The sequence below is a fragment of the candidate division WOR-3 bacterium genome (genome assembly GCA_039801245.1).
Lineage (GTDB): Bacteria > Hydrothermota > Tepidihabitantia > Tepidihabitantales > Tepidihabitantaceae > JAOABP01.
This window is the reverse complement of record JBDRUF010000009.1, coordinates 11992-33494: the sequence shown is the minus strand read 5'-3', so window position 1 is coordinate 33494 and position 21503 is coordinate 11992. Positions and strand designations below refer to the sequence as shown.

The following is a 21503-nucleotide window of genomic DNA, read 5'->3' as shown; positions in this document are numbered from 1 at the left end:
TGTTAACTGGTGTGGGAAGCCGACTTCGCCAGTCGGTCGCTTAGACGGTTTTCTGTGCGCGGCACAAGTCGAATAGTCACATTGGGGAGGAGAGAGAGCAACCGTTTTGCCTGGGCATGCAATTCCTTTAGTTGTTGATTGCGAACCTTGTACCGACCTTGGAGCTGATTGTAAAGCAATTCGGAATCGGTATGAATCACATAATTGTGCCTGCCGATGAGGCGGATCTCATTGAGGGCGGTAATTAGTGCCTCATACTCAGCCTGATTGTTGGTCCTTTTGCCGATGAAGCGGCTGATTTCCTTGACAACATTTCCTTCCGGGTCAATGATGCGGATGCCAATCCCCGCCGGACCCGGGTTGCAGCGGGATGAGCCGTCAATTTGAACGAGATAGGTTTCCTTGCCGTTCACTTATTTGCAGTGCGTTTTGGGTTTGGTGCCGGAAGTAAAATTCTGCCACAGGCTTCACACAGGTAAAGCCTGTTCTGGCGCTCAATCTCCAAAATCCGTTGGGGTGGGATTGGGCTGAGGCAACCGCTACACCGTTCGTTTTCGGTCGTGGCAACTGCGAGACCGCCTTTACTGGCACGGATGCGCTCGTAACGGCGTAAAATATCGGGTGGCAAAAGGCGGGCGACATCCTCACGGCGCTTTTCCCGCTCGGAGATTGCCTTTACCAACTCCTCCCTTTCCGCCTCAAGAACCTGCAGTTTGCTCTGTGTCTCCTTTTCGATTTCCGCAACCGATTTTTCCAGTTCCTTAATTTCCTTTTCCAGTTTATCAATCTCCTCCATCAGGGCAATCATTTTTTCCTCGATCTCGTCCTTCAGTTTCTTCTGCGTCTCAATCTCCTTGATGAATGCCTTGTATTGCTCATTGGTTTTTGCGGAATAAAGTTGCACCGAATAGGTGGCGATTTTTTCTTCAGTGGCGTGCAATTCGACCTCGGCAAGTTTATACCTTTTTCGCTGCTCGGGTAGAGCCTTTTTCTTTACCTCAAGTTCAACCTGAGCGTTTGTGACTGCCTTTTTCAATTCCTCAACCCGCCGGGGCAGGTCTGCTAATCGCTCCTGTAAATTTTTTAGTTCAGTATCAATCTCCTGCAATGCCCGCAGATTAATAAAATGCTCTTCCACTCTTTGTTCCTGATTGGGGCATTTGAATGGGCGATACCTGACTTGAACAGGTGACCTCTTGCATGTCAAGCAAGCGCTCTAACCAAAACTGAGCTAATCGCCCGATTGTGTTTGAACAGTTCAACTTAAATTAATAATATTAACTATTACCCCCCTGTCAAGAAAAGAAGCGTCGACTTGTTGAGTAAGGATAGTAATAAATACCTACACTAAATATAATGATAGAATATTTGGACAGGGTCGCAATTTTCTAAGTTTTTGAAAATTAGTGTTTTAGATAATAACAATCAATTCAGCATCACCATGAGGGGGCATGCCCCGGGCTCCCCCTATGGCAGTATTAAGGGTGGATGTTAAACTGGGGTTCGTCATCAGGGCGGTTCCCGAGTTGAATTTTTCCTTTCAGTCTGATTGACCGCTCGTTGGAGAAGGCTCTTGAAAGTGGGGTTGAGGAATAGGGGTTGGGTGGATGGGAAAAAATACCTTGATTGGAAAATTGTTTGGGGTATAATAAGTTGTATGCAGGCATTCTGCTTGAGTTGCAACGAACGCAAACCCAATCGCTTTTGTCCGGGGTTGGGTGGTATGATTTGTTCCCAGTGTTGCGGGCGGAGCCGGCATAGGAAAATAGCCTGTCCAGATGATTGTCATTTTTTATTAGAGAGGAGGCGGCTGGCATTGCCGAGACTGGTTAAACTGAGCGGTGATGTTGATTTTGAAATCGCCTGGTTTGAGGTGCTTCACAACCTGCGGCTGACACTAATAATGGTCAGGGAAAGAAACAAAATCAGCAATGATGAGGCGGTCACAGCGTTAGCCAACTTGATTGAGAGCAGACGCGTCCATTCCAAAGGAGTGATTTACGAGTTCCGCTCACCTAACCCCAATATTCAGGAGGCGACCGACGCCTTAAGGGCGATAGTTGAGGAGTACGAAAAGGGTAGGGGAGGGGGAAATGGGAGCTATTCCTCAAAGGAACTGGATGGGTGCCTGCGTTATCTCTATCGTCAGGCAAAAGCGGCGAAACAGAAGGGGATTGATTTCCTTGAACTTCTGTCCCTGACTGTCGGTAGCCGTTTGATCGGTCTCGCCGAGCCCTCTGGCTCAACCCCAGTCAAAGCAAATAGAGTTATCCCTGTTACGATGAAGGAACGATTGCTTGGAAAATGATGAGATTGGCTGAAAACTGAAGGAGGTGTTTTATGTGTGCAGAGAAGAGGAGGAATCTCGCGATTCTTATTACACTTTTGGTATTTTCCTCGGGCGGCAGGTCTCAAGAGGGTGTTTATTCTTTGCCCAGCCCTTTTGTTGCCGTTGCTGAACAGGTTTTGCCGAGCGTGGTCAACATCTCCGCCGAAAAGAAAATTCAGGTGCAGCAGCCCTCGCTGCCTTGGTTTGGCTGGCCGTTTGAGGATTTTTTCAAGGAGCTGCCGATACCAGAGCAAAATCTCCATTCCCTCGGTTCCGGGGTCATCATCAGCGAGGACGGTTATATTGTTACGAACAATCATGTGATTGCCGGTTACGAAAACATCGTTGTCAAATTAAATGACGGCAGCGAGTTTAAGGGTGATGATGTTAAGGTAGTGGGTACCGATCCTCAAACCGACCTGGCGGTCATCAAGATAAAAACCAAGGTAAGGCTGAAACCAATCAGGTACGCTGACCCAAAGAGTATCAAAGTTGGTGATTGGGCGATTGCTATTGGTAACCCTTATGGTCTGCAGGGGACGGTGACGGTGGGTGTGATTTCTGCCTTAGGAAGGTCGGGTATCCCACTGCCTGAAGGACCGAGCAGGCAGGACTTTATCCAAACCGATGCGGCAATCAATCCAGGAAATTCCGGCGGCCCTCTGGTGAACATTCGGGGTGAGTTGATTGGGGTCAATACGGCTCTGAGTTCGCCGGTGGGAGCAAATGTTGGGATAGGATTTGCGGTACCGGTCAGTTTTGTCAAGTCGGTAGCAGAACAGTTGATTCTTTACGGAAAGGTTATCAGGGGGTACCTTGGCATCAGGCCCCAGGAGGTCACGGAGAAAATCAGGGAGGCTTTGAAGCTGAAGGAGGGGACCGGGGTGCTGGTCAGCGAGGTTCTTGCCAATACCCCAGCAGAAAAGGCGGGTTTACAGGTCGGGGATGTGATTGTTGAGGTTGATGGCGAGCCGGTTAAAGGGGTTGAGGAGTTTCGTAACCGGATTGCAGGAATGAAACCTCAGACCGAGGTGGAACTGAAGATTGTTCGGGAAGGACGGACAATCGCAAAAAGGGTGGTGCTTGCTGAATTTCCAGAGGAGAGTCGGGCGCAGGTACCGGGTTCGGAAGATAAGCGAAAAGGGTGGTTGGGTGTTGAGGTTGCTGACCTGGGGGCTGAAGAACAGGTGAAAGCCAATGTCAGTGGAGGGGTAAAGGTTCTAAGAGTGGCAACGGGTAGTCCTGCTGACCAGGCCGGGATTCAGGTTGGGGATATCATTCTCAAGGTCGGGAACAAAAATATCAAAAACAAAGCAGATTTTCAGGAGTCAGCCAGCAGGTTTGCTGAAGCAAAAGAACCACTCCTTATTTATCTTAAACGTAATGGTGTGCCGATGTTTGTGGCTATTGAGCCAGGTGGTTAATGTTGACTTCCCATCGATTATCTGCCAAAATTTATCAGTGCGAAAAAGGAGGCGTTCCCGAATAATTTATCGTTTTGAATGACAAATCATCCTTGTGAGCGAAAGATAATTTTGCGACCGTCGCAAGTATCTCGTAAAGGGAAAGAAGGGATTTTATTGCTTTGGGAGGTAAAAGGTGAATAATCCCCTTATCCTTAATGGTAAAAGGGTGGCAAAAACCATCCGCAGTGAGTTGGCTGAACAGGTGAGTAATTTAAAATCAAGCGGTATAAATCCCCGGTTGGGGATAATTCTTGTAGGTAACCATCCACCTTCGCTATTATATGTTACCAGTAAGGAGAAGGCATGTACCGAAGTGGGAATAGATGTAAAAACCTTCCATTTACCAGAATCGGCTTCGAAAGAACAGGTGGCTGAAATTATTCATCAGCTTAACGAAGACAGGACCTTCCACGCACAGATATTGCAGTTGCCTTTACCTTCTCATCTGCCGAGCGAGGAGCTGATTGGGATGATTAGCCCCTTCAAGGATGTTGATGGGTTGACGCCAGTCAACTTGGGGCGGCTTGTTGCCGGTCGACCTCTTTATGTGCCAGCGACCCCTTTAGGTATTGTTGAACTGTTGGTGCGGTATTCAATCCCTATTTCCGGTAGGAGGATAGTGATAGTGGGCAGGGGGGAACTTGTAGGAAAACCCCTGGCGAACCTGTTGCTTTTACATGGGACCAGGGGGGATGCCACAGTAACGATTTGCCACAGTAAAACCACCAATTTGGCGCATTTCACCAAGGAGGCAGAAGTTCTTGTTGTTGCAGCAGGTAGGCCATCTCTGATAACAGGTGATATGGTAAGTGAAGGTGTTGTTGTCGTTGATGCCGGGATAAACCGAAGCGAACATGGTGTGGTTGGTGATGTTGATTTTAATAGTGTCGCGCCCAAGGCTCAGGCAATTACCCCCGTTCCTGGTGGCGTTGGTCCGATGACGGTTGCTATGCTCTTAAAAAATACCGTTCTGGCAACAAAGAAAAACGCTTCCCTTTTATGAATTTGCAAGAGACTATTGTTAAAGATAAGCGGTTAATAAATTATCACTTAAATCGTTACCTAAAATTTGGACCAGGAGTCCCATCTCGCTTGAAACAGGCAATACGCTATGCAGTTCTTGGCCCAGGTAAACGGTTGAGGCCGATTTTTGCTCTTGAGGCCTTTAAAGCCTGTGGCGGTAAAAACTTCTCGTGGATCATACCGGTTTGCTGTGGCGTTGAGATGATTCACAACTTTTCACTGATTCAGGATGACCTCCCCAGTATGGATAACGACGACTTTCGGCGCGGCAGGCTCTCCCTGCATAGGAGGTTTGATGAAGGCACGGCAATTTTAGCAGCCGATGCGCTATTGGCAAGGGCTTACGAGCTTTTTGCTTTAAGTCCAGCCCCTATGGACCGGAAAAACAGGGTGATTCTTTTAATCTCTCAGGCAATCGGAGCTGAGGGAATGGCAGGTGGACAGGTCCTCGATATCATGCCAAAAGGCGAGCAGGGGAAAAAAGCGGAATTGGAGTATTTCCACATTGCGCGTCTAAAGACTGCGGAATTGATAGGGGTCTCAATTTTGACAGGTGCGGTTATTGCTGGAGTTGCGCCCGCAATTGAGAAAAGGCTTTATCGGCTGGGTGTTGGTTTAGGCGTTCTTTTTCAAATAACAGATGACATCCTTGATTTTAAGCAAGACCAAAGACCAAGAGGCATAAATCGAATTCGAGAAGAGGCGGAGATTCTTGCACAAAATACCCAAAAAGGGTTTTCGGCTTTAGGAGGGAAATTTTGGTTCTTTTCAGAAATCGCTACTTATATAGTCAATAGAAAAAGGTAAATGGCAATTATTGAGCAAATAAATTCGCCGGCGGACATCAGAAAGCTTACGGTTCAGGATTTAAAAAAACTGGCGGAGGAAATAAGGGAGTTAATAATCAAGACCACCGCCAAAACTGGGGGGCATCTTGCCCCGAGTCTTGGTGTAGTGGAGCTGACCCTTGCGTTGCATTATGTGTTCAAAACGCCGACCGATAGGATTATTTGGGATGTGGGACATCAGTGTTACGCACATAAAATTATCACGGGCAGAAGGGAAAGGTTTTCTACCCTAAGACAGTATGGCGGGATTGCAGGTTTCCCCAAACGTTCTGAAAGTGAATATGATGTTTTTGACACCGGTCATTCCGGTAATTCAATATCTGTCGCTCTGGGGTTGGTAACGGGTGATCGCCTCCGAGGGGATAACAGACGCACAGTAGCCGTCATTGGTGATGGTTCGATTGTGACTGGGATGGCATTAGAGGCATTGAATCATGCGGGAGCCTTAAAGCAGGACCTCATCGTTGTTCTTAATGACAATGAAATGTCCATTGCCCGTTCCAGTGGTGCGATTGCTAACTATCTTAATCGAATTATTACCGGTAGAATTTATAATCGTCTTAAGGAAGACGCCTGGCAACTTTTAGGGCATCTCCCTCGCGATTTGAGCGATCGAGCGCGCCTCACTGCACGGAAACTTGAAGAGGGGTTAAAGAACCTTATGGTTCCAAGTCTCCTTTTTGAAGAGCTTGGATTTCGTTACGTAGGTCCAATAAATGGTCACAATATTGCCGAATTGATTCAGACATTTCGCCGAATAGAGCATTTAAAAGGTCCGATTCTTGTTCATGTTGTCACCCGCAAGGGGGAAGGGTATTTACCCGCGGTTCGTTATCCTGAGCGTTTCCATGCAACAGGACCTTTTGATATTGCCACCGGTGAGCCTTTGATTACAGCGAGTCCAACATTTACCCAACACTTCGGGGAAAAAATGGTGGAAATTGCTAAAAGGGACAGCCGCGTTGTGGCAATTACCGCTGGAATGTGTCTTGGAACTGGATTGGCGATTTTTCGGGAGAAATTTCCCCATCGCTTCTTTGATGTCGGTATCTGCGAACAACATGCCATAACATTTGCTGCTGGTCTAGCCCAGGCAGGACTGAGACCAGTCGTTGCAATCTACTCCACTTTTCTCCTCAGGGGACTTGACCAGCTGCTTCAGGATGTTTGCCTTCAGAAACTGCCGGTTGTATTTGCGATTGACCGGGCAGGTCTTGTTGGGGAAGACGGACCCACTCATCATGGGGCATATGACCTCAGTTATCTCATAATGCTCCCGGAGATGACCGTTCTCGCACCTCGTGATGAGATAGACCTTAAGATGATGCTTGAATTTGCCGTTGACTATAAGGACGGTCCAGTAGCAATAAGATACCCCAGAGGTGGTTCAGGGCTAACGGATTCTTCGTCTGAGCGAGCAGCAGTTGAACTGGGTCAGGGAGAGTTGTTGCGAGATGGAAAAGACGGCGCAGTACTGGCGATTGGGTCAGGGGTAGCAACTGCCCTGGCAGCAGCACAACTGGTTGCAGAGCGAGGATTACAACTGGCGGTCGCTGATGCGCGGTTTGCCAAACCAATTGATGAAAAACTGATATTGCGACTCACCGCGATAAGAAATAGGTTAATCACGATTGAGGAAAATACCCTTTTGGGTGGCTTTGGGAACGCCGTGAGCCTTTTTCTTGAGCGAATGCACCTACCCTGTCGACTTATGCGGGTCGGTCTCCAAGACCGATTCATCCAGCATGGCCCAAGAGAGGTGTTGCTCGAAGAAGTGGGGTTTACCCCTGAGCATCTCTCCCAGGTCTTTTTAGATTTCTTCCAAATAAAAGGATAGATGAAACACAATACCGACGATCGGAGAGACTATGGTAAAATGAAAATAGATTGGCGTTGGTGGTTTTGGATTAGGGCTTTTTCATTAATCGCCATCAGCTTGGGATGGTCTTATTCGCTCATTGAGCCTCCCCGGATTATCACCCGTCCTGATTATTCTATAGGCGTCGTTTTCTTAGAGAAGTGGTATGGAGATGTTTACCTCGGTTTGGAAAGTATCATTCCTATCGATGAGTATCTAAATTATTCTATCAAAGAGGCGATAATTTCAACTTGGCAGGAGGAGGCGCATCGGATGCTGGAAAGGCGGGAATTGGCGTCTGAGCCTGCTGGACTGATTCCAGACATCCAGTTACCGCGGCTTCCCCTTTTGGGTGAGGGGTCAAAAATAGACATCTCGGGTAGAGACAGGATTACCTTGGGCGGTAGCTCCACTGTCCTTAAAGGGGTAACCAGAACAATGACAGGACAAAGCCTTTTTCCAGAACTCAAGATGGAACAACAACTTGCTGTTACTGTGAATGGTACGATCGGGGACCGCACTAAGATAACAATTGACCATGATTCAGAGCGGGATGAACAACAAAACAAAATTAAACTTCAGTACACCGGAACCGAGGATGAGGTTGTGCGTTCGGTTGAACTCGGCGACACCAGGCTTGATATACCTGGAAGTATCTATACCGGGGATTTACCCGCACATCACGGACTCTTTGGTATTTCTGCGAAAGGTAAAATTGCCGGGATTGATGTGTATGCAATCGCTTCGCGTGAGGGCTCACAAACTCAAACCCAGACCTTTACTGGCAAACGCCGGGTAACCACAGATACAATCTGGGACACAGACTTCATTCAGCGCCGCTTTTACCGATTGCCCGGTGTTGATAGCGCCGAGCGCCTGCTAAATCTCCGTGTCTACATCGACGACAAAAACTCAAGTAACAACCAGGCTTCCTTCAAAGCCATTGCCACCGTTTTCCCAGATAATCCCGACTCTATTATTAGCGACAGCACCTGGTGGAGTTATGACCGCGCTGGTGGCGACTTTGACCTAAAAACGCCGGGTGTTGATTACCTCCTTCAACCCGGCAATATCATTGAGTTCATCACCCCGATTGAGCGCAACCACATAGTCGGTGTCGTCATCTTCAAAGAAAATGATACCATCGGCGGTAAAACCTTGCGCGACTCGCTCATCCTTTGTCTAATCAAACCCGAGGTCCCTGATTCCCTTTCTCGCACTTGGGAACTTCACCTCCGCAATTGTTATCAACTTCGTCAGGGAGATGTGAAACTGGATACGGTGCGGCTCTTTCGATACAATCCCCAAGGACAACATAGCGACTACGAAATTAGGGGTGACACTGTTTTTTCATTTCTTCAACTTTTAGGGCTCGACCCTAATGGTGATGGAAGACTCGAATATCCTGAATTTGAGAGCAAAACAGGCATGATTCGCTTCCCTGCGGCTAAACCATTCATTTCCCCGCTTTTGTCGGTTAAGGACTCAATAATCTATCGCCTTGACCCAGATTTCCTTCCACCAGGCGCTGGGAGGAAATATTTTTTAGTGGTCTCATATTATACAATTACCGAAACTTACTACCTCGGCCAGACTGATATCATCAAAGGTTCGGAACGGGTGATTGTCAATGGACAGCAGAAAATTAACGGAACCGATTACTCGATTGACTACGCTACCGGCGTCATTACTTTTCTTAAACCTCTCCCCCCAGATGCTGATATTCAGGTAACATTTGAGTATCAACCTTGGTTTTCCATTACCCAAAAGTCGCTTATGGGCGCAAGAACCGAATGGTCGTTCCTTGAGAACGGAAAGATTGGGTCAAGTTTCTTCTATCGTAATGAAGGCATTCCCGAAGAAAAACCAGCCATAGGATCAGAACCTTTTCAGAGAATGATAGCCGAAAGTGATATTTCCTATAGCACAACATCGGATGCGGTAACTGCCTTTTTAGACCGTCTGCCAATTTTGTGGGCGCAGAGTCCTTCTCGATTTGACCTTAGGACCGAAGGTGCCGTTTCCCTACCAAATCCTAATACCCGTGGTGTGGCATATCTTGACGATTTTGAAGGAACGGTTATCACGCGCGAGGTCACAAATACGGCGATGCTCTGGTCTTACGCATCGGTCCCGGTTGGTAAAGATACCCACAACTTTGCAAAAATCCCTATTAAATGGACAACACCAAAAGATAGGGTGCGTAAGGATAGTGTATTTGGACCGGCTATAGGAGATGAGGGCAATGAAACCCAGGAGATCCTCAAAGTCATTTTCACACCAGACTCTGCGGACCCGGAGTCTTGGGCTGGCATAATGACCGCCCCAGCTGCGCAGTTAGGGATGAATTTTACCGATATTGAAAATTTAGAGCTGATTCTTCGCACAGGGCACAGGACCGGTAATATTCATGTGACTATAGGAATGGCAATAGATGAAGATGCACCGAGACGCGATCGAAGTGGGGCCATTAAAGGTTATAATGGATTCCTTGATACCGAAGACAGAAATGGCAACGGCGTTTTAGACGAATGGGAGGACACCGGACTGGACACAATTTTTGGTGAGGATTCACTTTGGGTCCCTGATGCCATTGATGATGGTAATGACGATTACGACCCCTACGATAATCAAGGGGGCACAGAAGGCAACCGCCGGCTTGACTCTGAGGACCTCGACCGTAACGGCTTTTCCCGCTACAATCACTATTTTGAATATACGATTCCCATTGGTGAAGACAGATTTATTACACCACTTTTTAATAACTGGCGTCTGTACCGTGTGCCCCTGCGGGACACAACATTGTTTACTAAGGTTGGTAACCCCAAATGGGAGGATATTCGTTTAGTGCGAGTGTGGTTTGATGGTTTTTTGAATCCTGATACGATTGAATTGTATTCCCTTCAGTTTGCGGGCAGCAAGTGGCGCGATCCGAAAATCTATGATATTATTAAAGGAAATTCAGTGCCAGTGGATACTAATGAAAAGGTATGGGTATCACAGGTGTCTAAAAAGACCGATACGAGTTATAGTTCTCCTTTCGAGTTGAAGCGAGACATAACTGGAAGGATTGAGACTGAAGCCGCTTTACTCTTTGGTTATCGGGGTCTTTATCGCGGCCGGCAGGCAATAGTGACTAAAACAAATACCACGAGTGAGGATTATCGCAACTATGGGGAAATCAGGTTTTATGTCCACGACGATGGGAATGGACTGGACTGTTTCATCAGAATTGGCTCAGATTCAGCAAATTATTACGAGTTCCGTTCTCCCATAACGAAAGGGAGAAAAATTACCGGCCGAGACGGGAGATGGTATGAATTTATCGTAGCATTAGATTCGTTACCCAGGTTGAAACTCGCGCGCGACTCATCTGGGGTCATTCCCGACTCGTTATATACCCATGTTAATTCAGACTCAACTTTATATTCAATATTAGGATTGCCATCTTTGGCAAATATTCGGTGGTTTGGGCTCGGTATTGCTAACAGAGAAAAAAATAAAATCAGCGGTGGCGTTTGGTTTAACGATATTAGATTGACCGCTCCCAAAAAAGAACCTGGTTACGCATTTACAAGTCAGGTAAATTTCCAGCTTGCCGATTTTCTCTCCTTGGGGGTACGGTGGTCTTACTCCGACCCCAATTTCTATCGTTTTTCAGAGGGAAGAGGTGTAAAGACAGGTGGTTTTGCTCAAAACATTGGTGCAGACCTGCGAGTTAATTTTGACCGATTTTTACCACGCAACTGGGGGATTGCTATTCCTTTTTCATATTCACGGATGCGGCAGTCCAATTTGCCAAAATTCTCCGCCACCTGGCCAGATTTGAGACTCAATTCTCGTGAGCAGCGCCAACAGACTGGTTATGCTCAGAGCCAGGAAGTTGCGTTTAACAATCTGTCAAAACAACAATCCGGAAATAAGTTGTTCAATTACACGATTGAGGCAATGAATTTCTCTTGGCGTCGTCGCTGGGCTAGCAATTCCAACTATCCCAATTTTGATTCCAGTAAATCAACTGGTTGGCAGTGGAGCTATAGGATTAGACCAGAAGTGAAAATTCCCTTGGGTGGTGAGAGTGAACTTTATTTTCTACCCCGGGATATCAGTGTGGGTATCGGTGGGGCTGATCGCACCGATATCCGTGGTGATACTGTTCGGATTGATACTCTCCATGGGAGGGGTATCATGGGGAGTTTTGATATTGTCCTTTCGCCGTTAGAGGATTTGACAATAGAGTATGGGTGGGATTCGGAAAGAGACCTTTTGGTTTCTAACCCCGATACGATTTTTAGGTTTGTTTTAGGTAGTGAGGCGAATCGTAGTGAAAACATCGGTATTTCTTATGAACTGGAGATCGGGGATATAATCAATCCGTCTGTTGAATTTGATGGTGATTATACTTGTGAGCGACCAAAAATCGGAGCCGGGTATGCCGATTACCGCAATATCAGTAATTCTGGGGAGATAAGTTTGAACGCTTCTATCGACTTGAATGAACTTTCAGAGAAATTGAGTTCTCGAATTGAAAGAACCACCGGATTTCGCCAGAAAGGTTTACTGACACAGAAGGATGTTATGGGGCACGGGGTACCTAAGTTTGCTGACGCTGACACTGTTGAGAAACCGTTTGATTCAACAAAGGCAACATCAGATACGCTGGTGTTTAATCATAAATTTGAGCGCTCTCATGGATCCGGGATAAATTTCATGTCGATGCTCGCTGAGATTACTAGCACCGTTGAACCCATTGAGTTCAATTACAGCGTCTCCCGTTCGAGCGATTACCTCGGGTTTCAGGGTGCAGCACCATGGACTTATAGGTTGGGTTTAAGCGATACCTTCCCATACGATTCATTGCAAGGGCAGTTGAGTAGGACACGAGAATTATCTCGCAGCCTCCGTTTTTCCAGTGGAGTGGGGTACAAGGAGTTTTCCGTGCGGTTAAGTTATGATCAAACTTTTGGGAAAAACTGGGCTCTACTGGGTGCTACAGCCGACCATAACCTCACTTGGCCCAGCGTTGAACTTAATCTTGGGAAGGTTCAGAATCTGTTCAGTAAGTTTGCTACCGATTCCCGGTTGTCAAGTAGTTATCGGCGCAGATTGAGTATTAGGGGAGAACTCCTACCTGTTGCTACTGGTGGCGAGACTCTCACCATATTCGGCAGGACCGAAAATCGTGCTGTCGATTTGGACCCGCTTTTATCTTGGCAGACTACCTGGAAAAAACGAGTTTCCACGACACTAAGCCTCAAATACAGCCGTTCAGGAGCAATTTCTTACCTTAGCGAAACAGGTCGTAATCGGAGTCTTACTGATACCAGGACACAAGGTGGGAACGCCTCTTTAAGTTACTCGTTTTCTGCCCCGCAAGGTCTGAAGTTGCCGTTTTTGCGGAGGGTTAGATTTTCTTCGGATTTAAGCCTGACGTGGCAGTTGCGGTATTCCCAAACAGTTCGTGAGCAGACCGTCTGGAGCGAAAGGGAAGAGAGAAATACAGTTCCCCAGCAAAGGGATAATACAATTGCCACATCATTGGGCGCATCTTACCGGTTCTCCCGTAGTATTGAAGCTGGCCTCAATAGCGGTTACAGTTACAATAGGTCAATTTCTGGCATCAGTAACGAGCGGACCGATTTGAATATCTGGATTTTATTTAGGTTCTGATGAATCCTCGTGAAAGGGCAGCGGTAGTTTTTTTGACCGCGGCATTCCTTATTGGCTCATTGATTTCTGTTGTTAGACATTTTAAGATAAAAAGACAGCTTGAAAACTTTGGGGTAGAGGTTGAGTTGCCAGCAGATCCACTAAAAGATAGTTTGGTGGACATTAACCATGCCAGTTTAGAGGAGCTTGATGCTTTACCTGGAATCGGTCCTGTTCTTGCCCAGCGCATTATTACCTATCGGGAAACGCACGGTGGATTTAAAACGGTTGCCGAACTGAGAAATGTTATCGGTATTGGACCTAAACGATTTGCGGCCATAAAGGAATTCGTAACCTGTAAACCTTTGCTTGGCGAATCCTCAAAATAATTTAATAATAATGGTAATTCCTTGTGAGGTTCAGGGGCAGTTGCACAACGGCATCAATACCATTAAGACAAATGCCCTGTTTTGCTCCGGAGTGAATATAATCGTCGAGGCTCCAACCATCTTGCAATTAGAAGAAAATTACTTATAACCGATAAGTTTAAAACGATAAATCCCCAATGATGAAGCCCGAGTTTATTTATATAGATACTAATCTTCGGTAGTATTAATAGCGTATCTTTTGAAAAATGCGGAACTTAAATAAATTTCAATTGTTTCAGGGAGATTGTCCCCCGGGAAAATTTGAAAACTGGGGAGGGTAATGATTTGCTGATGAAGATTTTTATGTTGCTACCGATAAAAAGGTGTAGAGCGATAGATTACGATTGGTGTTTAACTGGCACTCGTGAAAGCGGTCGTAGATATAGGCAAGTTTTTTGCGTAATAATGGCAGCGGATAGTTAATAGCCGTCTCACTTGTAAACTGGGGTAGATAATTGTAACCGAGATGGGCACGGAGAGTGTTCTCGTAGAAAAAAAGGGCGGTATTTACTACGGTAGTTAAGGACGTTTCTGCTATTTCATCAAAGATAGTAAATAAAGTATCATCACCTCTACCCTTTTTGAGGTACTCAATTACTGGTGGGAAGAAAAATTCATCCGGATTATTCAATGCACTCAGAGCCTTACCTATAGAGCCTTGACCAAGGACTGCAGCAAGTTGTAAACCGGTCTTAGCATCTCTTTGTGTTATACCCTGTTTTGTGAGGTACTGGGCTATTAAGTTTTCCGGTATATCGGCGAAACGGATAATGTGGCAGCGGGAACGGATTGTAGGAATAAGGGCGTTGGAGTTTGTTGCTGTGAGGATGAAGAGCGTGTTCGCCTGGGGTTCTTCTAATATTTTCAATAGGGCACTTTGCGCCTGTTCATTCAATTGATGGGCACTGAGGATGATGAAGAATCGCATCCGAGCAGAAACCGGAGGTTTTGCCATTTCCGTTCCCAACCACCGAATGGCATCAATAGGTATCTGAAGGTTGGGAATGGATGGTGGTTGAGGTTTGTCCAAGGTATAATCAGGATAATGTTTAATGATTTCTTCAATCACACCCTTTACCGGTTTATTAGCCTCTTCGGCAGGTTTTTCCGGGATTTCGGTATCCCGGGATTTGGAGGGCTTCCGGACAGGCATAACCAAGCGGACATCCGGATGGTTTAACCTAGCGATATTTGTGCAGACCGGACATCTCCCACAGGCCTTCCCTGTTCCCTTTTCACAGTTTACAGCTTGGGCAAGTTTAAGCGCAACTGTACGTTTGCCGACCCCGGGTTGACCAACAAACAGCAAAGGGATGTTCTTGGTCGTAGCAAGAAGTTTTTCAAGAACCTGGCAGACCCTTTTTTGTCCAGTTATCTCAGAAAATGACATCAGTTCCTCGGATTATTCAAGCCATTCTTTCGGATTGAGCGGTTGGCCTTCCCTGCGAATCTCGAAATGGAGGTAGTCATCAACGGTGCCAATACCACTTCCTTGAGATACTGAAGCACCAACGGCGATTTTTAATGTGCTCAGATTTCCATACAGGGTAAAATAGCCATTCCCATGGTCAATTATAACCAGATTGCCATATCCAATGAATCGGTCGGCATAAGAAACCTTACCTGCCGCCACTACCTTTACTTCGCTGGGCTCCTTTACTTTGATGTCGATACCTGTATTATTTACTTTAGTGTGGTAACGGGGGTGGGTTTGGATTCCAAAGGAGGCGATGATGGAGCCTGTTACCGGCCAAGGTAATCTTCCTTTGTTTTTTTCAAAATCATATTTTTCTTCCTGTGATGAGGCGCGGATTTGGAGGTCAGCAACCAGTTCTTTTAGTCTTTCAGCAGCGCTTTGGAGTTCGTTTTTCAGTGCAGACTGTCTCAGTTTTTCTGTCCGGATTTGCAAGAGCATTCTATTCTCTTCCTCTTTATCTTTCATCAAGTTTCTCCTCTTTTCTTGAGCAGATGCTTCAAGACTCTCGGCCGACATTTGAGCGGCAAGGATACCCTGCCGGTGTAAATTCACCTCTTTATTCAGTTCCATTAATTCGAGAAGAAGTCGGCGATCAGAACGACTGATAAGTCGAAGTGTTATAACCCGACGATAAAATTCGGGCAAGTTCTTCGTAGTAAGAAAGGCTTGAAGGGGAAATATTTTAGAATATTTGTAGATGGTTAGCAGGCGCTGGCTGAGCGAATTGCGACATCTCTGTTCTTCTTTAAGGAGTTTTGCTAACTGGGCATTTAGTTCATTGATTTCACGGTTGTGGCGGTCAATTTGGGCTTCAAGTTGTCTGATCAGATTTTCTGTTAGCGCAATTTTTTCTTGGAGAAGTTCGAGCCGCTCCAATGCGGTTTTTTCTTTAACGGCAAGTTCAGTCACCCTTCGGGTTAAATCGTCAAGTCTTTCGAGGGTTGAATCCAGTTGACGTTGCACAAGGGCTATAGAATCCCTCAAGGTAATACCCTGAGCATTGACGCAGATGTAGATTACTCCCGAGAGAGCAACAGTTCTTACGAAGCCTTTCATTCTCTAAAGCGAACGGAGCCGCTGCGGTTTAGGTTTGGCAATCAAGGTAGAGGGAAGCCGATTGAGTGCCAATATTGAGCCGCCTAGGCCGAACAAAAGTCCTGATAGGAGGGTAGTCCCGAGCACCACCCCCGAGGGGAAAAATGGCGTCGGGATGAAAGAGGTAACCACTTTGAAAATGATGAAAATCAGGAGAAAGGCGATGATGCTACCGAAGGTTCCTTGAAGCAAACCTTGGAGAATAAAAGGGATTCGTATTGCCATTCGGCTAGCCCCCACAAGTTCCATAATCTCTACTTCTTGGGCACGGGTTATAACTGAACTTTCAACCGTCTGAAATGCTATAAAAATGACAGAAGCAGCAACTATGATAAAAATTCCGATGTCAATTATCAACAGGATTTTCAGTGCCCGATTGAGTTGCGCCAATAATTCTTTTCCTGACCAAACCTCGGTGACGCCTGGTAAAAGTAATAGTTTTTGTTCGATGGCACTAACATTTTCCACGTCGGTATAATTGGGATGAAGGGCAAGTCGAATCGATGCAGGGAGAGGATTTTCACCTAATACATCCAGCAAAAGGGTATCAGAACCAAGTTCCGCGCGCAATTCATCAAACGCCTCTGCTTTTGAGACAAAGCGCACAGCAGCTACACCAGTAATATCGATTACTCGCTTGAGAAGTGGTGCTGGGTCATTGGCAATGTCGTCCGTCACAAACGCGTAGATTTCTGCCCATGCCCGTGCCGACGCAGAGATTTTGAGCACATTTAGAGTTATTACAAGAAAAAGTGCGGTTAAAAGGAGACATATAGCCATTACTGCGCTCGCAAGGAAAAATTGGCTGAAATTCCGGGTGATTGTACGCCAAGTCTCCTTCAAGAGGTAACCCAATTTCATTTTATCCCTCGTCGCGGACGATTCTCCCAGCATCAAGAGTAACACGACGTCGCTGGGTTCGTTCTGCAATATCAGCATCGTGAGTTGCCATAATAACTGTTGTTCCCTGATAATTTATATCTTTGAGGATGTTCAAAATATCGTCAGCTGCCTTAGGATCGATATTTCCTGTGGGCTCATCGGCAAGGACAATGTCAGGGGATTTCACCAGTGCCCGAGCAATAGAAACCTTTTGCTGTTCTCCGCCTGATAACTCATGAGGATAGGAATTCTTTTTATGAACGAGACCGAGTTGAGCGAGGGTCTCTTGAATTTTAGCAGGAATCATATCAGGCTGAGTATTTATTGCCCGCAAAACAAACTCGAGGTTTTCATAAACAGTTCGGTCCGAAAGAAGCTTAAAGTCCTGAAAAATTATCCCGAGGCGCCGACGGAGATTTGGTATCTCCTTTTCTTTCATAACCGTGAGGTCATAACCCAAAACTTTGACAGTACCAGCGTCGGGCAACTCGTGGCGATACAGAAGCCGCAGCAGGGTGGTCTTGCCGGCCCCGGTTGCCCCCAAGAGAAAAAGAAAGTCACCTTGGTAAACTGTCAGATTGATATCGGTAAGTGCCGGCCATTCTCCTTGGAAGTATTTAAATACCCCAACCAATTCGATCACCGGCGATGATTCAACTGACATAAACCTTTAAAAGTGTCCAACAGGCAATTAAACCATCTCGCCAGCCGATTTTTTTTCCTCGGCTTCTCCCGTGATATTTTATTGGCACTTCAACAATCCGGTAGTGTTGGCGGAGGAGTTTGGCAGTGATTTCCGGTTCAATTTCAAATCGCTTCGCTTGGAGATTAAGTTTTACAGCCGCTTCTTTTCTGATTAATTTGTAACAGGTCTCCATATCTGTAAGTTTACCACCGAACAGGGCGTTTGTTATAAAGGTAAGAAAGATATTAGCCAACCGGCTGAGAAAAAGGAACCTACCTTTTCCTTTGAATCTGGAACCATATACTGCTATAACCTTTAGGTCTTTGAAAGGCGCAACCAATTTGGGATAATCTGAGGGATCGTATTCAAGGTCGGCGTCTTGGATTAAGATGATATCACCTGAGGCATGGGGAAGTGCAGTACGGATTGCGGCACCTTTGCCCTGATTATAGTTATGGATGAAGAGTTTGATACCGGTGACATCTCGCAACAATGTTACTGTTTTGTCCGAGGAACCATCATCAACGACCACAATTTCTTTCTGTATCGGAACCGATTTCACCTGTTCGATTATTTCCAAGACCGAGTTCTCCTCGTTGTAAACCGGGATTATTACTGAGAGCATTTAACCTCGTCACCCTCTTGGGAAAGAAGGGTGAGACACCTAATTACATTCAAACCTAATACCCCGTCGCTCAAGGGTCTTGCCCGAGTATAAGAACAGCGAATAAAGTCAGAGCACATCCGACTAAGGGGTAAGTTGGACTTCAATCCCTTCGCTCCAATAGGCTCTTGAAATTGATAAACCCTTTCTCTCGTATAAACCTTAAATTCCCGGTGGAACGGAGGGTCGGACCACGAGGCAATGCCAATAAATTCAATATCATTATTAAAAATCATTTTATATTGGCAGGTATGGTGTTCGCGTCTAATGGTTTTTGCCTTCTTAGGAAGGCCAAACAAGGATATCGCCATTGCCAAGTCATGGCAGGCAAGGTCCCAGAGAACATCACTACCATTATTTCTGCCTTGGGAGGTTCTAACCGCTTCAATTCTTATAATATCCTTTTTCGCTATCCCTTCGATTTGAGATTTTAGAAGGTCAAAAGAACAGGAATAAATCGGGGTATGAGCAATAGCAATAATTCTTTTCCGGCGTTGGGCAAGGAGTAGCATTTCTTCCGCTTCTTCAACAGAGAGCGCCATAGGTTTTTCTACGAGAACATCCTTTCCGGCTTCAAGTGCTTGAACTGCTAAGGGAAAATGGGTGTTGTCTGGGGTAGCAATGATTAAGGCTTTAATGCCGTCGTGCGCAAGGAGTTCCGGAAATGAAACTACTCGCACGTCCTGAAGCCCCTTTAAGTTTTTCTCAGCAACATCAGCGACAAAGATTTGACAAGCATTAGATTCCGCAAGAGTTCTTACATAATTTCTACCCCACAAACCCACACCGACTATTCCTATCCCTAATTTTTCCATTGATTCCATTTTAACTCATTCTCGCGAAACCATCTTATCGTGAGTTCTAACCCTCTTTCTAAATTAACCACGGGACGCCAGTGGAGAAGTTTTTGTGCACGGGTGATGTCGGGTCTCCGGCGATTAGGGTCGTCGGGAGGGAGAGGTTGGAATATAAGAGGACTATTTGACTTTGTTAGTTTTTTGACCAAACGGGCAATCTGGAGAATGGTAAACTCCTCAGGATTTCCAAGGTTAATAGGATAAGGGTCTCGGCATTTAATTAATCTGTAAAGAGCCACTATCATATCTCTTATGTAGCAGAGGCTACGGGTTTGCCGACCGCTGCCGAATATCGTCAAAGGTTTCCCTGTGAGCGCCTGGTAAATCAAGGTAGGGACAACTCTACCGTCATCAAGTTTCATCCTTGGTCCATAGGTGTTAAAGATCCTGGCGATACGAACCTCCAGATTAAATTTGCGGTGATATGCCATAATTAAGGCTTCGGCGAATCTTTTCGCCTCGTCGTATACCGAACGCTCTCCGATGGGGTTAACATTCCCCCAGTAGCTCTCCTGTTGAGGATGTTTGGTGGGGTTACCATAAACCTCTGAAGTAGAGGCATGAACGAATATCGCCTGATTTCTCATACTTATTTCAAGAAGATTTTTAGTTCCTTGTGCCCCAGCCATAAGGGTTTCTATAGGGAGAGCCCTATAATCCTTTGGTGAAGCAGGGGAGGCAAGATTAAAGATGACATCCGCCCGAGGTAAGCACTGAGGTTCTAAGATTAATTGGTCACTGATATCCATTTTAATAAACCTGAATCTGGGGTTTTTCTGTAAATGAAGGATATTTTCCATTCTGCCAGTAATAAGGTTATCGACACAAACTACATTCCATTGCTTTTTCAGTAGTTTCTCACAGAGATGAGAACCGATGAATCCCGCTCCCCCCGCGACAATAGCCACACGCAGTTTTCTGGTTTTCATCTACCAACGCCAATATAGGTAAACCCCAACCGTTCGAGCCTTGATCTTTCGAATATGTTTCTACCGTCGCAGATGATGGGCAGACGCATTTTTTCTTTAATGCGGATGAGGTCAAGGTGTTTGAACTCATCCCATTCTGTTACGATTGCTAACAGGTCTGCGTCTTGGGCAACATCTTCAGCTCTTTGACAGTAAATGATATCGGGAAGGATTTTTCGGGCATTCTCCATTGCGTGGGGGTCATAGGCACGAACCTTCGCCCCTTCTAAGAGCAACGCTCTAATGATATCAATGGATGGGGCAAGACGCATATCATCGGTATTTGGTTTGAATGCCAGACCTAAAATGCCGATATTCTTATCACGCAAATTCCACAGTACTTGGCGAATCTTTTTGACAAAGCGCTGTTTTGTCTCTTCGTTAATTCTTTCCACCTCTCGCAGCAACTTAAAATCATAACCCAATTCCTCAGCAATCCGAATAAATGCCCGTAAATCCTTGGGAAAACAGAAACCGCCGTACCCCACACCAGCATCAAGAAAGGCCCTGCCGATTCTTTTATCCATACCCATTCCATCAGCTACTTTCATAACATCAGCACCTGCGGCCTCGCAGATTATTGCGACAGCATTGATAAAAGATATTTTCATTGCCAGAAAGGCATTAGAACAATGTTTGATCAGTTCTGCGGATTCGATATCGGTCACAAGCACGGGGGCTTTAATGGGCTTATAAATTTCAAGGAGCAAATCTCGTGCCCGTTCGGTTTCCACCCCAATGACAATGCGGTCAGGCTCTAAAAAATCTCGCACCGCTGAACCCTCTCGCAAAAACTCGGGGTTGGAGGCGACATCAAAGGGAATTTGTTTACGGTTGTAGCGTTCGATCGTCTTTCTGACCCATTTTCCCGTCTGGACAGGCACGGTAGACTTCTCTACAATCAGACGATATCCGTCCATGCTAAAGGCAATATCCCGGGCAACACTCTCAACATAAGTCAAATCAGGTTCTCCGCTTTCGAGAGGGGGCGTGCCCACGCAAATGAAGCAGACCTCGCTTTCCTTAACCGCCTGGGAGATGTTGGTGGTAAAAGAAAGCCGGTTTGCCCGGACAGCCTCGTCGATAACCTCCCTAAGTCCAGGTTCATAAATTGGAATACCGCCACGGTTTAGCACAGTGATTTTCTCTTCATCATTATCCACGCAGATAACCCTGTGCCCAATTTTGGCAAGGCAGGCGCCAGATGTTAAACCAACATAGCCTGTTCCGATTACCGCAATGTGCATAGTGCTAATATAGGAGGAAAATGGTAA

General features: G+C 46.1%; 17 protein-coding genes and 1 tRNA gene. 7 read left to right on the top strand and 11 right to left on the bottom strand.

Features of this window, described 5'->3' with window-relative positions:
* Positions 1 to 2: 2 nt before the first annotated feature.
* The 3 genes from ABIK47_02400 to ABIK47_02390 all read right to left on the bottom strand — a co-directional run bounded on the left by ABIK47_02400 (position 3) and on the right by ABIK47_02390 (position 1241).
* Positions 3 to 413, bottom strand: a complete 411-nt coding sequence (locus tag ABIK47_02400; protein MEO0019475.1) for a ribonuclease HI family protein — start codon at positions 411 to 413, stop codon at positions 3 to 5.
* Entirely contained in the window at positions 410 to 1138 is a 729-nt protein-coding gene (locus ABIK47_02395) for a hypothetical protein (protein ID MEO0019474.1), read from the bottom strand. Before ABIK47_02395 ends, ABIK47_02400 begins: the two co-directional genes overlap by 4 nt.
* 27 nt (positions 1139 to 1165) lie before the next feature.
* Positions 1166 to 1241: transfer RNA gene (locus ABIK47_02390), tRNA-Val, on the bottom strand.
* Between the two features lie 575 nt (positions 1242 to 1816).
* On the opposite strand from ABIK47_02390, the gene ABIK47_02385 reads away from it, so the two are divergent.
* From ABIK47_02385 to ABIK47_02355, 7 genes are all read left to right on the top strand, one after another.
* Positions 1817 to 2308, top strand: a complete 492-nt coding sequence (locus ABIK47_02385) for a hypothetical protein (protein MEO0019473.1) — start codon at positions 1817 to 1819, stop codon at positions 2306 to 2308.
* 32 nt (positions 2309 to 2340) lie between these two features.
* Positions 2341 to 3753: a Do family serine endopeptidase gene (locus ABIK47_02380; GenBank protein ID MEO0019472.1), complete on the top strand. Its 1413-nt coding sequence runs from the start codon at positions 2341 to 2343 to the stop codon at positions 3751 to 3753.
* A 175-nt stretch (positions 3754 to 3928) separates the two neighbouring features.
* Entirely contained in the window at positions 3929 to 4798 is an 870-nt protein-coding gene (locus ABIK47_02375) for a bifunctional 5,10-methylenetetrahydrofolate dehydrogenase/5,10-methenyltetrahydrofolate cyclohydrolase (protein ID MEO0019471.1), read from the top strand.
* Positions 4795 to 5625: a polyprenyl synthetase family protein gene (locus tag ABIK47_02370; GenBank protein MEO0019470.1), complete on the top strand. Its 831-nt coding sequence runs from the start codon at positions 4795 to 4797 to the stop codon at positions 5623 to 5625. The genes ABIK47_02375 and ABIK47_02370 overlap by 4 nt, the downstream gene beginning before the upstream one ends.
* Complete coding sequence (gene dxs, locus ABIK47_02365; GenBank protein ID MEO0019469.1) at positions 5626 to 7503, top strand: 1-deoxy-D-xylulose-5-phosphate synthase; 1878 nt, start codon at positions 5626 to 5628, stop codon at positions 7501 to 7503.
* Positions 7504 to 7542: 39 nt separating this feature from the next.
* Positions 7543 to 13194 (top strand): hypothetical protein, encoded by a 5652-nt coding sequence (locus tag ABIK47_02360; protein MEO0019468.1) that lies wholly within the window; start codon positions 7543 to 7545, stop codon positions 13192 to 13194.
* Positions 13194 to 13562, top strand: a complete 369-nt coding sequence (locus ABIK47_02355; protein ID MEO0019467.1) for a helix-hairpin-helix domain-containing protein — start codon at positions 13194 to 13196, stop codon at positions 13560 to 13562. Before ABIK47_02360 ends, ABIK47_02355 begins: the two co-directional genes overlap by 1 nt.
* 340 nt (positions 13563 to 13902) lie before the next feature.
* Here the strand turns inward: ABIK47_02355 and ABIK47_02350 are convergent, their stop codons facing one another.
* From ABIK47_02350 to ABIK47_02315, 8 genes are read right to left on the bottom strand one after another with little or no spacing between them, the layout of a single operon-like run.
* A complete protein-coding gene (locus tag ABIK47_02350; GenBank protein ID MEO0019466.1) occupies positions 13903 to 14991 on the bottom strand; it encodes a hypothetical protein in 1089 nt (362 codons plus the stop codon).
* Between the two features lie 12 nt (positions 14992 to 15003).
* Positions 15004 to 16134 carry a peptidoglycan DD-metalloendopeptidase family protein gene (locus ABIK47_02345; GenBank protein MEO0019465.1) on the bottom strand — a complete coding sequence of 377 codons (1131 nt, stop codon included), beginning with the start codon at positions 16132 to 16134 and terminating at the stop codon, positions 15004 to 15006.
* Between the two features lie 3 nt (positions 16135 to 16137).
* The gene (locus ABIK47_02340) at positions 16138 to 17034 is read right to left on the bottom strand and encodes a permease-like cell division protein FtsX (GenBank protein ID MEO0019464.1); all 897 of its coding nucleotides are present in this window, start codon (positions 17032 to 17034) and stop codon (positions 16138 to 16140) included.
* A gap of 1 nt (position 17035) precedes the next feature.
* A complete protein-coding gene (gene ftsE, locus ABIK47_02335; GenBank protein MEO0019463.1) occupies positions 17036 to 17719 on the bottom strand; it encodes a cell division ATP-binding protein FtsE in 684 nt (227 codons plus the stop codon).
* Positions 17709 to 18365, bottom strand: coding sequence for a glycosyltransferase family 2 protein (locus ABIK47_02330; GenBank protein ID MEO0019462.1), 657 nt, complete (start codon positions 18363 to 18365; stop codon positions 17709 to 17711). Before ABIK47_02330 ends, ftsE begins: the two co-directional genes overlap by 11 nt.
* Positions 18353 to 19228 carry a Gfo/Idh/MocA family oxidoreductase gene (locus ABIK47_02325; GenBank protein MEO0019461.1) on the bottom strand — a complete coding sequence of 292 codons (876 nt, stop codon included), beginning with the start codon at positions 19226 to 19228 and terminating at the stop codon, positions 18353 to 18355. Before ABIK47_02325 ends, ABIK47_02330 begins: the two co-directional genes overlap by 13 nt.
* The gene (locus tag ABIK47_02320) at positions 19207 to 20190 is read right to left on the bottom strand and encodes a UDP-glucuronic acid decarboxylase family protein (GenBank protein ID MEO0019460.1); all 984 of its coding nucleotides are present in this window, start codon (positions 20188 to 20190) and stop codon (positions 19207 to 19209) included. The genes ABIK47_02325 and ABIK47_02320 overlap by 22 nt, the downstream gene beginning before the upstream one ends.
* On the bottom strand, positions 20187 to 21476 hold the full coding sequence (locus ABIK47_02315; protein MEO0019459.1) for a UDP-glucose/GDP-mannose dehydrogenase family protein: 1290 nt from the start codon (positions 21474 to 21476) through the stop codon (positions 20187 to 20189). Before ABIK47_02315 ends, ABIK47_02320 begins: the two co-directional genes overlap by 4 nt.
* Positions 21477 to 21503: the final 27 nt, after the last annotated feature.

Excerpts from the sequence above, each read along its gene's own strand:
- ABIK47_02380 (MEO0019472.1), top strand. The coding sequence starts at position 2,341 with ATGTGTGCAGAGAAGAGGAGGAATCTCGCGATTCTTATTACACTTTTG.
- ABIK47_02370 (MEO0019470.1), top strand. The coding sequence starts at position 4,795 with ATGAATTTGCAAGAGACTATTGTTAAAGATAAGCGGTTAATAAATTAT.
- dxs (MEO0019469.1), top strand. The coding sequence starts at position 5,626 with ATGGCAATTATTGAGCAAATAAATTCGCCGGCGGACATCAGAAAGCTT.
- ABIK47_02360 (MEO0019468.1), top strand. The coding sequence starts at position 7,543 with ATGAAAATAGATTGGCGTTGGTGGTTTTGGATTAGGGCTTTTTCATTA.
- ABIK47_02355 (MEO0019467.1), top strand. The coding sequence starts at position 13,194 with ATGAATCCTCGTGAAAGGGCAGCGGTAGTTTTTTTGACCGCGGCATTC.
- ABIK47_02350 (MEO0019466.1), bottom strand. The coding sequence starts at position 14,991 with ATGTCATTTTCTGAGATAACTGGACAAAAAAGGGTCTGCCAGGTTCTT.
- ABIK47_02345 (MEO0019465.1), bottom strand. The coding sequence starts at position 16,134 with ATGAAAGGCTTCGTAAGAACTGTTGCTCTCTCGGGAGTAATCTACATC.
- ABIK47_02340 (MEO0019464.1), bottom strand. The coding sequence starts at position 17,034 with ATGAAATTGGGTTACCTCTTGAAGGAGACTTGGCGTACAATCACCCGG.
- ftsE (MEO0019463.1), bottom strand. The coding sequence starts at position 17,719 with ATGTCAGTTGAATCATCGCCGGTGATCGAATTGGTTGGGGTATTTAAA.
- ABIK47_02330 (MEO0019462.1), bottom strand. The coding sequence starts at position 18,365 with ATGCTCTCAGTAATAATCCCGGTTTACAACGAGGAGAACTCGGTCTTG.
- ABIK47_02325 (MEO0019461.1), bottom strand. The coding sequence starts at position 19,228 with ATGGAATCAATGGAAAAATTAGGGATAGGAATAGTCGGTGTGGGTTTG.
- ABIK47_02320 (MEO0019460.1), bottom strand. The coding sequence starts at position 20,190 with ATGAAAACCAGAAAACTGCGTGTGGCTATTGTCGCGGGGGGAGCGGGA.
- ABIK47_02315 (MEO0019459.1), bottom strand. The coding sequence starts at position 21,476 with ATGCACATTGCGGTAATCGGAACAGGCTATGTTGGTTTAACATCTGGC.